Genomic DNA, 12,492 nt, shown 5'->3' with positions numbered 1-12,492 from the left:
TGTTGATTTCGCATTTACGGGCACAATTCCCCGGGAGGACAGTCATGTCGTCGGATGACGCGAACGATCGCAAGAGCAACGAAGGGCGCTCGGGCGACCGCGCTTCCGGGCGCGGACAGTCTTCTCGAAGCAATGATTCGTCACCTCGTGGCGATCGTCCTTATCGCCGCGACGGGCAGGCCGGCGGGCAGCGCCGCGACGGCGACCGTCCGTTCCGTCGTGATGGTGACCGTCCCGTTCGTCGTGACGGTGACCGTCCTGTTCGTCGTGATGGTGACCGTCCTGTTCGTCGTGATGGTGACCGTCCTGTTCGTCGTGATGGTGACCGTCCCTTCCGTCAGGACGGCGACCGTCCGTTCCGTCGTGACGGCGAACGCCCCGCCCAGCGCGATGGTGCTCGTCCGTTCCGTCGTGACGGTGACCGTCCTGTTCGTCGTGATGGTGACCGTCCTGTTCGTCGTGACGGTGACCGTCCCTTCCGCCGGGATGCTGATCGTCCTGTTCAGCGTGGTGGTGATCGTCCGTTCCGTCGCGACGGGGATCGTCCTGTTCGTCGCGAGGGGGATCGTCCGGTCCGCCGTGACGGTGATCGTCCCGTTCAGCGCGAGGGGGATCGTCCGTTCCGTCGCGACGGGGACCGTCCGTTCCGTCGTGACGGGGACCGGCCCGTTCGTCGCGACGGCGATCGTCCGGCTCGCCGTGACGGTGACCGTCCGTTCCGTCGGGACGGGGATCGTCCCGTGCGCCGAGACGGTGACTCTCGCGGCTTCGGGGGCGGTGACCGACGTCCGAGTGGCGACCGCCGGCCGGGCGCGGGAGCGCCGCGTCGATTCGATCGCGAGGATTCCCGTGCCACGCGCCCGCCGCAGGATCGTCGCGAGCGTGGCCCGGAGATCCCCGAGGACGTCACTGCCTTCGACCTGCCTGGCGCAGCCCGCAACGAGTTGAAGACGCTCAGCAAGGACAACGCCGACAACGTCGCCCGTCACCTTGCGATGGCTGCTCGCATGATCGACGAGGACCCCCAGCTGGCGCACGAACATGCGCTGGCCGCATCCCGGAGCGCCGGCCGTGTCGGGGTCGTCCGCGAGACCGTCGCCATCACGGCATATGCCGTCGGCGACTTCGCCCTGGCACTCCGCGAACTCCGGACGCACCGCCGGATCACGGGGTCCGACGAGCAGCTTCCGCTCATCGTCGACAGTGAGCGCGGGGTCGGACGTCCCGATCGCGCCCTCGAGGAGGGGCGCGCGGTGGACCGCTCGAGCCTGTCGGTTCCGGTACGTGTACAGCTGGCGATCGCCATGTCGGGAGCGCGCCTCGACCTCGGGCAGACGGATCGTGCTCTGCAGGAGCTCGAGATCCCCGAGGCCGACCCGGACCGCGCGTTCGAATGGAGCCCGGCCCTCTTCTCCGCGCGCGCAGCGGTGCTCGAAGAACTCGGACGCTCCGATGAAGCCGCCGAATGGGAGCGTCGAGCCGAGATCGCGGCCGACGCCCTGGACGCCGCCGCAGGTGTCGCCGATCGCGAGGTCATCGTCGTCGAAGAGATCGAACTCATCGACGACGAGGGTGGTGTGGACGTGGCATCCGGAGTCATCCCCCTCGAAGGAAACGACGTGGCGGTCGAATCGGCCGACGACGATGCGAGCGAGGCGCACGACGAAGACGTGATCGAGGGTGACGGGGACGATCGTGCCGACGGCATCGAGCCCGCCGAGACGGTTGTCGAAGCGGACGTCGAGGAAGACGGGCGATGATCTTCGGCCGGAGCACTCCGCCGCCGACACCGCTCGACAGCGTCGACGTCGTTCTGGCGGACCTCGACGGGGTGGTCTATGCCGGCCCCGGTGCTCTGCCGCACGCGGTCGACAGCCTGAACCGCGCGCAACAGGAGGGGCGTCGTCTCGGGTACATCACGAACAACGCGTCGCGCACCGACGCGTCGGTCGCCGAGCACCTCACCTCCCTCGGACTGCGTGTGGCGGCGGACGACGTCACCACCAGCCCGCAAGCGGCGATGCGTCTGATGCGCGACCTGGTGCCCGCCGGTTCCACCCTGCTGGTCATCGGCGGCGAGGGTCTCGTCGTCGAGGTCGAGAAGGCCGGCTTCGTCGTCACGCGCAGCGCAGATGACAACCCGGCGGCCGTCGTCCAGGGCTTCGCTCCCGAGGTCGGGTGGGTCCATCTCGCCGAGGCCGCGTACGCACTCGCGACGCCTGTGGAGGAGGGGGGGATCCCCTGGGTCGCCACCAACTCCGACTGGACGATCCCGCAGGCCCGTGGCATCGCTCCGGGCAACGGCACGCTCGTGTCGGCCGTGCACACGGCCGTGGGGCGGTTGGCCACCATCGCCGGCAAGCCCGAACGGCCCATCTTCGATGTCGCCGTCGCCCGCACCGGCGCGCAGTCGCCGCTGTTCATCGGTGATCGCCTCGACACCGACATCCAGGGTGCGCGCACGGCCGAGATGCGCTCCCTGCTGGTGCTCACCGGCATCGACCGACCGAAGCAAGTGCTCGCGGCGCCGCCCTCGCAGCGCCCCGACTACATCGTCGAAGACCTCCGTCAGCTCTTCGAGCCGTACCCCACGACGGTCGTCAAGGGCGACCGCACCCGTGTGGGTGATGCGATCGTCGAGATCGACGGCGTCGATCTCCGGATCGTCAACGACGGAGGGCGGCAGATCGACCTTCTGCGTGCCGGCGCGGCGGCCATCTGGAACAGTGGTCGCGCCATCTTCGGCTTCCGGGTTCCGGAGCAGCTCTACGCGGACCCGTTCCGCGTGCGCTGACGTCGGTAGCATGGCATCCATGTCCGACAGCTCCGCCCCGGACGCCGGGCTCATCGATCGGCTGCGTCTCATCGAGGAGCAGCCCCTCGACACCCGCGCGGACGCTTACGCCGCCGTGCACGAGGAGTTGGCTCGGCGACTCGAGTCGGCGCCGATCGATCCGACCGCAGCGTCGTGAGCCCGCGCCTCGATGCCGAGCTCGCCGCCCGCGGGCTGGCGCGTTCCCGCTCGCACGCGGCTCAACTGATCTCCGGCGGGCTCGTGACGGTCGACGGCCGCTCCGTCGTCAAAGCATCGACGCCCGTGGAGACGGACAGCGTGCTCGACGTCGCGGGGGCCGACCACTACGTCAGCCGCGGCGCGCACAAGCTGCTGGCCGCGCTCGACGCCTTCGGGGTCGACGTGAGCGATCGGGTCGCCCTCGATCTCGGAGCGTCCACCGGCGGCTTCACACAGGTCCTTCGCGAGCGCGGCGCGTGTCCGGTCATGGCCGTCGACGTGGGGCACGGTCAGTTATCCACCGTCGTGGGGGCGGACCCCGACGTGGTGTCGGTCGAGGGGTATAACGTGCGGTTCATGACCGCCGACTCCCTCGCGGGCGCCACGGGTATCGCCGAGCGTCCCACCGTGGTGACCGGAGACCTGTCGTTCATCTCGCTGGAGCACGTGTTGCCGGCCGTCGTGGCCACGGCGGCCCCCGAGGCGGATGTCATCCTCCTCATCAAGCCGCAGTTCGAGGTCGGCCGCACGGCGGTGAAGGGCGGGCTGGTCACCGACCCCGCCCTGCGATCCGACGCCGTGCACGGCGTGCTCTGGGCAGCGTGGGACGCAGGTCTCAGGACCTCCGGGCTCATCGCGTCGCCCATCGTCGGAACGCACGGGAACCAGGAGTACGTCGCGTGGTTCTCGGCCACTCGGGGCAGCGACCCCTCAGAATGGGAGAGCACCGTGACCCGACTGACCGGAAGCCGATGACCCCCAGCGATCGCCGAATCCTCCTCGTCGTGCACGCGCGCCGAGATGACACCGTCCACGCCGCCGAGCGCATCCTGACCGCCGTGCGGTCGGCCGGTGCCACCCCGGTGGTGTCCGCGGAGGACCGGCCCGAGCTCGCGGAGCGTCTGTCGCTCGAGGGCGTCCAGACCCTCGGGGTCGACGTCGGCATCGACGACATCGAGCTCGCCATCGTGCTCGGCGGCGACGGCACCATCCTGCGCGCGGCCGAAGTCGTGCGGGGTGGAACCGTCCCGATCCTCGGGATCAACATGGGCCACGTCGGATTCCTCGCCGAGATCGAACGCGACGACATGGACGACGCCGTGCGTCGGGTCATCGACCGCGACTACGTCGTCGAGGAGCGACTCGCCCTCGCGGTGCGCGTGTTGAACGCCGACGATGAGGTCATCTTCGAGACCTGGGCGCTGAACGAGGCCACCGTCGAGAAGGCGAGCCGCGAGCGGATGCTCGAAGTGGTGATGGAGGTCGACGGCCGTCCGCTGTCGTCGTTCGGCTGCGACGGGATCGTCGTGGCGTCTCCGACCGGTTCGACGGCCTACAACTTCTCCGCCGGAGGGCCGGTGATCTGGCCGACGGTCGAGGCCATCGCCGTCGTCCCCCTCTCGGCGCACGCCCTTTTCGCACGTCCGCTGGTGGTGAGTCCCGAGGCGATGGTCGCCGTCGAGGTGCTCGAGCGCACGAGCGGCAGCGGCATCCTGTGGTGCGACGGCCGACGCTCGCACGAGCTGCCCCCGGGCGCTCGCGTGATGGTGCGTCGTTCGTCGAGGCCCGTCCGCCTCGCCCGCCTGCACCCTGCCGCGTTCACCGACCGGCTCGTTCGGAAGTTCCGTCTCCCGGTCACGGGATGGCGCGGGATGCCGGGAGGTGCGGCGTGATCGAGGAGATGCGGCTGCGCGACCTCGGGGTGATTGCGGATGCGACCCTGCCGATCGGGCGCGGTTTCACGGCCATCACCGGCGAGACCGGGGCGGGCAAGACGATGGTCGTGACCGGACTCGGGCTGCTGCTCGGTCAGCGCGCCGACTCCGGCGCGGTGCGCAAGGGCGCGACCCAGGCTGCCGTCGAGGGCGTGTGGCTCGTCCCCGAAGAGGGGGTCGTCTCCGCGCGAGTGCGGGAGGCCGGAGGCGATGTCGAGCCCGTCGGGGACGGTTCGGCCGAGCTCTATCTCGGACGCACCGTCTCGAGCGAAGGACGCGGGCGCGCCACCGTGGGCGGACGCACCGCTCCGGCGGGTGTCCTGGCTGATCTCGCCGACGACCTCGTCGTCGTGCACGGACAGTCCGACCAACTCCGCCTCAAGTCGTCGGGAGCGCAGCGCGATGCCCTCGACCGCTTCGGCGGGGAGCCGGTCGTCGCTGCCCGCACCGCCTATCGCGCGGCGTGGGACGCCTGGCGTGCTCTGGATGCCGAACTGACCACCCTGACCGCCGATCGTGACGACCGCGCCCGCGAGGCCGAGCAGCTGCGCGCCGCGATCGCCGAGATCGAGGCCGCAGCGCCGATCGTCGGCGAGGAAGAGGAGCTGGCGCGCCGCGCCGAGCGTCTCGCCAACGCCGAGGATCTGCGAGTCGCCGCCGTGACGGCCCACGCCGCCCTGTCGAACGAAGACGGCTCACCCGATGTCGTGACGCTGCTGGCCGAAGCCCGCCGGGCCCTCGAGCGGATCTCGGGCAGCGACGAGGCACTCGCCGCCATCGGCGAGGTGGTCGCCGACCTCGGGTATCGCGCGACCGACGCCTCCGTCGCGCTGTCGGGCTACCTCGCAGACCTCGACGAATCCGGCCCGCACGAGCTGGCCGCGGTCGATGAACGCCGCGGAGTGCTCGCCGGACTCGCCCGCACGCACGGAACGGTCGAGGCGGCGATCTCGTTGCTCGAGACGGGCTCGGCTCGTCTGGTCGAATTGGATGACGACGGCGACCGCCTCGAGCGACTCGAGGCGCAGCGCGACGCCGCGGCCTCCGAGCTGGATGCGGCCGCGGAAGCACTCACCGCTGCGCGACGCGAGGCCGCCGAGAGACTGGGCGCCGCGGTCACCGAAGAGCTCCATGCGCTCGCCCTTCCCGACGCCCGGTTGAGCGTCGACGTGGCCCCCGCCTCGCCCGCCGGTCACGGACGCGATGAGGTCTCGATTTTGCTCGCCCCGCACCCGGGCGCCGATCCCCGCCCCGTGTCGCGCGGGGCGTCCGGGGGCGAGCTGAGTCGCGTCATGCTCGCCATCGAGGTCGTCATCGCCGGCGTCGACCCGGTGCCCACCTTCGTGTTCGACGAGGTCGACGCCGGAATCGGGGGAGCCGCGGCCATCGAGGTCGGTCGTCGGCTCGCTCGTCTCGCGGAATCGTCGCAGGTGATCGCCGTCACGCACCTCGCGCAGGTGGCGGCCTTCGCGGGAAACCACCTGACGGTCGTCAAGGGCAACGACGGTGCGGTCACGGCATCCAGTGTCCGCCGTCTCGACGGGGCCGAGCGCGAAGCCGAGATGGCCCGGCTGTTGTCGGGGCTCCCCGACTCGGAAGCGGCGTTGACGCACGCCCGTGAACTGCTGGAGACCGGCCGATCCCGATGACCGACGACTCCGACGACGAGCTATCAGCGCCGCCGGAAGCGACGCGGATCGACCCCCCGCGGCACACGCGGCTGTGGGCGTTCCTCTCCCGGCTGCTGCTGCGGCTCGAGGCGTGGCTGCGGTCGCACGGGGGGACACGTCTGCGTGCCGACATCCGCGTGTTCTGGGCGGCGGTCGCCGCCGTCGGCGTGGTGCTCCTCGTCGGCCCGGTGATCAACGCGCCCCTCACCTTCGACGACATCACCTCGTCGGCGAAGGATGCCACGAGCACCTGGATCGCGAAGGACTTCTCGGCGGAGTACGACCTGCAGCGTCACGACGACGGGCGACTCGTCGTCGCGGTGACGGAGAGGTTCACCGCGGTCTTTCCGGACGACGTCGACGAGAACTCGATCGAACGCGTGCTCGCGTCGCAGTACGAGGGACACGACCTCGCTCCCGCGCTGCGCGAGGCGCGGCTCGACGATCGCCCCGTCGACGCACGGGTGGAGACGACGCCGACCCGCACGACCTACGTCATCGGGGGAGTGGACAGACTCACCGGGTCGCATCTCGTCGAGGTGCGCTACGACCTGCGCGACCTCGCTTACGACGACCGCGACACCTCGTCGGACCAGGTGTCCCAGGTGCTGCAGTGGGACGTCTTCGGACCCGAGTGGCCGCACGGGGTCTCGTCGAGTTCGTTGCGCGTCGTCGTGCCGCGCGACCTCGAGGGGGCTTTCGCGCGCCAGCCCTCGGCGGGACTGTCGTGGCTTCTCGTGGGCGGTTCCACCACGATGGAGCCCGAGGACGCGGCATCCGATCCTCTCGTGTACGAGATCACGAACGACCAGAACATCCCTCCCCACGGATCTTTCTGGTTCACGTTCCGGTTCGATCCGGGTACGTTCGCGATGCCGGGGCCGTCTCCGCTGTTCTTCGCCCAGGCGTACGGGCCCTTCGTGCCGCTGCTTCTCTTGACGGCCGGCGTGCTCTTCGCCTTCGCCGCGCGGGCGGTGGCCTGGGCCGACGCGCGGGGGCGCGCGTGGTTCGTGGCGGAGTCGCAACCGCGCCGCGGCAGCTCGGTGGCGCTGGACGCACGCCTGTGGGGAGCGCGCCGCACGGCGGTGCTCGCCGAGGCCCTCGACGCGTGGCGTCGAGATCCGAAGGACCCCCGGCTGACCCGTCGTCTCGCGCGCGCCGCGCATCGAACGGGGCGGTGGGGGGACCTGCTCCCGGCTCTGCGGTCGTTCCGCTTCTCGCCCGCGTGGAGGGCACAGTTCGAACGGGGTCTCCGCACGGTGCCGCGCGGGTTCGTCCGGGACGCCTTCCTCGGCGGAGCGTTCGCGCTCGCCGTCCTCCAGCTCGGACTGACGCGACAGCTCTCGCATCAGCGCGCGCTGACGATCGAATGGTGGCCCGTGGCTGCCGCGGCGGCTTCCGTCGCCCTCGCCGGCGTGATCCTCGCGGTGGCGCTGAGCGCACGCCCACTGACGCGCGAGGGAGCCCTCGCGCGTGAACACCTTCTCGGTCAGCGGCAGTACCTCGAGTTGACAAGCGCCGCCGAGCGAACGCCGATGCGATCGCCGGATCTGCCCTACGTCGTGATCTTCTCGCACCCGCGCGCGGCCGGTCGTGTGCTCAGGGGCCTGATCGAGCGCGAAGGGATCGATCGACGGGTGGGTGCCGATCCGACGTTCCTCGGGGGCGGACGACTCGCCGTCCGTGCGTGCGCGCTGGGTCTCGTCGCCGGCGCCATCGCGCTCGCGTTCCTCACGACGGCGTCCACCCGCGCCGCCCCCGATCAGACCGCGGTTCTCGGCGGGATCGAGGGCAGCAGCGGTCTCGCCGTGACGGACGCCGACATCGCCGCCACCCTCCGTCGCGACGGCGACGGAGCGGGCCGGGTGGAAGTCGTCGAGACCCTGAAGACGGAGGTCGAGGCGGATCGCCGGGTGATCCCCCAGGTCACGCGCGTGTGGCGGGACGTCGTCGACGGGCACGATCAGGGGCTGACCGTCGAGTCGATCACCGTCGACGGCGGGACGGTTCCCTTCGTGCAGACCCGGCGTCTCGATCACGCTGTCGTCCAGACTCGCCTGACCGACGACTGGACCGGGGCCCACGTCGTCGAGATCCGGTACGAGGTGACGCGCCCGATCGCCCAGGGCGCATCGGGGGAGCGGATGACCTGGACCGCACTCATGCCGGGGTGGTCGTGGTCGTGGCGGACCGTCGACGCGGAGACGGAGCACGTGCGGATCGCGTTGACCCTCGCGGACGGACTGGGAGAGGACCTCGAAGAGGGGTCCGGATGGGTGGATGCCACTCCCTCCCGCCCGGATGCGGCACCCGAGCCGCTGGGCGACGACGCCGTGCAGAGCGGGTCCGAGACCGTCATGTCGTTCGACGCGAGGGCGAGCGACGAGTATTCGCCGAACAGCCGGTGGCCGTCCTCGTCGAAGTACGCGGGTCTCGACCTGCGATTCGCCTCGGGGACGTTCTCGTCCGCGACGCCACCGAGCATCGGGCACACCCCGTGGACGGCGCTTCCCTGGGTCATCGGGCCGATCCTCGGAGCGGGGGCCGTCGTCCTGGGCCTGGTGGGCATGAGCGCGCGCGACCGGGTCGGTGTGCGGCGCGATCTCGCGCGCTGGCTGCCGCCGAGCCTGGTCATCGCCCAGGTCGTGCTCGTCGGCTGGGCGGCCGGCGACGCGGCGACCGAGGACGCGATCCTTCCCGTCGTGCTGATCCCCGTGGTGCTCTCGGTGGTCGTCGCGGTGGTCGCCTTCGTCCGCACCCGAAGACTCGCCATCGTCACGCGAACGTGACGCGGATGTCGGAGGGGGGTGCCAGACTCGGAGGCGAACCCCCACACGCGACTGATAGGATCGAAGCCCGTGATGCAGACTTCGGACGCGGGACATTCAGACGACACGACTTTCACGACGAAGCACATCTTCGTCACCGGAGGCGTGGTCTCCTCACTGGGGAAGGGCCTGACGGCGGCAAGCCTCGGCAACCTCCTCACGGCTCGCGGACTCCGCGTCGTCATGCAGAAGCTCGACCCGTACCTGAACGTCGATCCGGGAACGATGAACCCGTTCCAGCACGGCGAGGTCTTCGTGACCGACGACGGAGCCGAGACCGATCTCGACATCGGTCACTACGAGCGGTTCCTCGACATCGAGCTCAGCCAGGCGGCGAACGTCACCACGGGCCAGATCTACTCGCAGGTGATCGCGCGCGAGCGCCGCGGCGAGTACCTCGGCGACACGGTGCAGGTCATCCCGCACATCACCGACGAGATCAAGCGCCGCATGCGCCTGCAGGCCAGCGAGCAGCCGCAGCCCGACGTCATCATCACCGAGATCGGCGGAACGGTCGGCGACATCGAGTCGCAGCCTTTCATCGAGTCGGCGCGACAGATCCGTCACGAGCTCGGCCGTAAGAACGTCTTCTTCGTGCACGTCTCGCTCGTGCCGTTCATGGGCGCCTCGGGGGAGCAGAAGACCAAGCCGACGCAGCACTCCGTCGCGACGCTGCGCTCCATCGGCATCCAGCCCGACGCCCTCGTGCTGCGCAGCGATCGCCCCGTCACCGAGTCGAACAAGCGCAAGATCGCGCTCATGTGCGACGTCGACGAAGACGCGGTCGTCAACGCGATCGACGTGCCGAGCATCTACGACATCCCCTCGATGCTGAACGACCAGGGTCTCGACGGCTACATCGTCGACGCCCTCGACCTCGACAAGGCGAGCGACGTCGACTGGTCGCGGTGGCAGCGCGTGCTGCAGGCCGTGCACAACCCAAAGCACGAGGTCACGATCGGACTCGTCGGCAAGTACATCGACCTGCCGGACGCGTACCTCTCGGTCACCGAGGCCATCAAGGCCGGCGGCTTCGGTCAAGAGACGCACGTCAAGATCACGTGGATCCCCTCCGACCTGTGCGAGACGCCCGAGGGCGCGGCGAAGGCCCTCGGCGCGGTCGACGGCATCATCGTCCCCGGTGGTTTCGGCATCCGGGGAATCGAGGGCAAGCTCGGCGCGCTGCGGTTCGCACGCGAGCAGGGCATCCCCACGCTCGGCATCTGCCTCGGCCTGCAGTGCATGGTCATCGAGTACGCGCGCACCGTCGCCGGCCTCGAGGGCGCGTCGTCGAGCGAGTTCGACCCGGATACCGCGCACCCGGTGGTGGCGACCATGGCCGAGCAGGTCGACATCCTCGAAAGCGGCGACCTCGGCGGCACGATGCGCCTGGGCTTGTACCCCGCCGCGCTCGCGGAGGGCTCGCTCGCGGCCGACCTCTACGGATCGAACAACATCTCGGAGCGTCACCGTCACCGCTACGAGGTCAACAACGCCTACCGTCAGCAGCTGAGCGACGCGGGCCTGGTGTTCTCGGGGCTGAACCCCGACCTCGACCTCGTCGAGTTCGTCGAGCTGCCGCGCGACGTGCACCCGTACTACATCGCCACGCAGGCCCACCCCGAGCTGCGCTCGCGCCCGACCGAGCCGCACCCGCTGTTCCGCGGTCTCGTCGGCGCGGCCCTCGAGCGTCACCGCTCGAGCGAGCTCTTCGACGTCGAGGAGGACTGACGTGGAGGAGCTGCGCGACGAGAAGGTCGACCTCGAGGTCGTCTCGACCGACCTGGTCTACGAGGGCGCGGTCTGGGACGTGCGCTCCGACACCGTGCGCTACGGCGACGGCGAGATGACCCGTCAGTACGTCGAGCACCCGGGAGCCGCGGCGGTCGTCGCGATCGACGACGACGAGCGCGTCGTGCTCATCCAGCAGTACCGCCACCCCATCAAGGAGCGCGACTGGGAGATCCCCGCCGGGCTGCTCGACGTCGCGGGCGAGCCGCCGATCGAGACCGCCAAGCGCGAGCTGACCGAAGAGGCCGACCTCGCCGCCGACCGCTGGCAGCACCTGGTGTCGATGCACACGACCCCCGGCGGCAACGACGAGGTCGTGCACCTCTTCCTCGCGCGTGGTCTGCGCGCGGTCGAGACCGACTTCGAGCGCGAGCACGAGGAGTCCGACATGCGCCTTGAGCGCGTGCCGCTGGCCGAGGTGATCGACGGCGTGCTCGCGGGACGCCTGCGCAACGGCATCCTGGCCACCGGCGCCCTGGCGGCGGCCGAGGTGTTGCGCCGCGAGGCCTCCGCCCGCTGACGTGGAGCTCGAGCGCGCGGTCGAGACCTACCTTCGGCACGTTGCGCTCGAGCGCGGGCTCTCGGACCACACCGTCGCCGCGTATCGCCGCGACCTGTCGGTCTACACGGCGTGGTTAGGTGAGCGCGGCGTCGTCGAGGTCGAGGTCGTGACGTCCGCTCTGATCGCGGACTTCGCGGCCGAGCGGGCCTCGGCCGAGCCACCGCCCGCCTCGTCGTCGCTGGCGCGGCTGCAGTCGTCGGTGCGGGGGCTGCACCGCTTCCTCGTGCGGGAGGGACGCGTGGATGCCGACCCCAGCGGCCGACTGCGCCCGCCCAAGGCTCCGCGCCGCCTGCCGAAGGCCCTCACGATCGCTCAGGTCGATCAGCTGCTGGATGCCGCGGGTCCCGCGCCCGGTTCGGCCGACGCCTCCGCCGCGGAGCCGGCGGCCGTGCGCGACCGCGCTCTGCTCGAGCTGCTGTACGCCACGGGTGCCCGCGTGTCGGAGATCGTGCAGCTCGACGTCGACGACACCGCCCACGGCGACCTGCTGCGCGTGCGCGGCAAGGGCGACAAGGAGCGGATCGTGCCCGTCGGTTCCTACGCGCGCGCGGCCGTCGAGGCCTACCTGACGCGCGTGCGACCCGCGCTCGCCGCGAAGGGGCGGGCGACACCGCGGCTGTTCCTCGGCGTCCGCGGGGCGCCGCTGTCGCGCCAGAGCGCCTGGTTGATCATTCAGGCCGCCGCCGAGAAGGCGGGGCTCACCGCCCACGTCTCACCGCACACGCTGCGGCACTCGTTCGCGACCCACCTGCTGCAGGGCGGAGCGGACGTGCGCGTCGTCCAGGAACTGCTCGGACACGCCTCGGTGTCGACGACGCAGATCTACACCCACGTGTCGGTCGACGCGCTGCGCGACGTGTATGCGACCTCGCACCCGCGGGCGCGGTGACGGGACGGCATCTGGAGCCTTCGG

Annotated in this window: 11 protein-coding genes; 10 read left to right on the top strand and 1 reads right to left on the bottom strand. The window is 70.6% G+C overall.

Translation table 11 applies throughout. The features are described 5' to 3' along the window. Nucleotides 1–140: 140 nt before the first annotated feature. The gene (locus tag OVA26_RS15920) at nt 141–989 is read right to left on the bottom strand and encodes a hypothetical protein (RefSeq protein ID WP_268104834.1); all 849 of its coding nucleotides are present in this window, start codon (nt 987–989) and stop codon (nt 141–143) included. An 18-nt stretch (nt 990–1,007) separates the two neighbouring features. Between OVA26_RS15920 and OVA26_RS15915 the strand changes: the two genes are divergently transcribed. The 10 genes from OVA26_RS15915 to xerD all read left to right on the top strand — a co-directional run bounded on the left by OVA26_RS15915 (nt 1,008) and on the right by xerD (nt 12,468). Next, a complete protein-coding gene (locus OVA26_RS15915) occupies nt 1,008–1,760 on the top strand; it encodes a hypothetical protein (protein WP_268104833.1) in 753 nt (250 codons plus the stop codon). Continuing rightward, nucleotides 1,757–2,794 carry an HAD-IIA family hydrolase gene (locus OVA26_RS15910; protein WP_268104831.1) on the top strand — a complete coding sequence of 346 codons (1,038 nt, stop codon included), beginning with the start codon at nt 1,757–1,759 and terminating at the stop codon, nt 2,792–2,794. Before OVA26_RS15915 ends, OVA26_RS15910 begins: the two co-directional genes overlap by 4 nt. 19 nt (nt 2,795–2,813) lie before the next feature. Next, the gene (locus OVA26_RS15905) at nt 2,814–2,972 is read left to right on the top strand and encodes a hypothetical protein (RefSeq protein WP_164481584.1); all 159 of its coding nucleotides are present in this window, start codon (nt 2,814–2,816) and stop codon (nt 2,970–2,972) included. Beyond that, nucleotides 2,969–3,769, top strand: coding sequence for a TlyA family RNA methyltransferase (locus tag OVA26_RS15900; RefSeq protein ID WP_268104830.1), 801 nt, complete (start codon nt 2,969–2,971; stop codon nt 3,767–3,769). The genes OVA26_RS15905 and OVA26_RS15900 overlap by 4 nt, the downstream gene beginning before the upstream one ends. Continuing rightward, the gene (locus OVA26_RS15895; protein WP_056224195.1) at nt 3,766–4,686 is read left to right on the top strand and encodes an NAD kinase; all 921 of its coding nucleotides are present in this window, start codon (nt 3,766–3,768) and stop codon (nt 4,684–4,686) included. The genes OVA26_RS15900 and OVA26_RS15895 overlap by 4 nt, the downstream gene beginning before the upstream one ends. Further along, nucleotides 4,683–6,377, top strand: a complete 1,695-nt coding sequence (gene recN / locus OVA26_RS15890; RefSeq protein WP_268104828.1) for a DNA repair protein RecN — start codon at nt 4,683–4,685, stop codon at nt 6,375–6,377. Before OVA26_RS15895 ends, recN begins: the two co-directional genes overlap by 4 nt. Continuing rightward, nucleotides 6,374–9,187: a DUF2207 domain-containing protein gene (locus OVA26_RS15885; RefSeq protein ID WP_268104827.1), complete on the top strand. Its 2,814-nt coding sequence runs from the start codon at nt 6,374–6,376 to the stop codon at nt 9,185–9,187. Before recN ends, OVA26_RS15885 begins: the two co-directional genes overlap by 4 nt. Before the next feature lie 72 nt (nt 9,188–9,259). Continuing rightward, nucleotides 9,260–10,957, top strand: coding sequence for a CTP synthase (locus OVA26_RS15880; RefSeq protein ID WP_268104948.1), 1,698 nt, complete (start codon nt 9,260–9,262; stop codon nt 10,955–10,957). Between the two features lies 1 nt (nt 10,958). Then, complete coding sequence (locus tag OVA26_RS15875) at nt 10,959–11,537, top strand: NUDIX domain-containing protein (RefSeq protein ID WP_268104825.1); 579 nt, start codon at nt 10,959–10,961, stop codon at nt 11,535–11,537. 1 nt (nt 11,538) lies between these two features. After that, complete coding sequence (gene xerD / locus OVA26_RS15870; protein WP_268104823.1) at nt 11,539–12,468, top strand: site-specific tyrosine recombinase XerD; 930 nt, start codon at nt 11,539–11,541, stop codon at nt 12,466–12,468. Nucleotides 12,469–12,492 lie beyond the last annotated feature (24 nt).

The organism is Microbacterium sp. SL62, assembly GCF_026672635.1.
Lineage (GTDB): Bacteria > Actinomycetota > Actinomycetes > Actinomycetales > Microbacteriaceae > Microbacterium > Microbacterium testaceum_A.
Note: the sequence above shows the minus strand (reverse complement) of the source record. Positions and strands in the feature narration are given on the sequence as shown.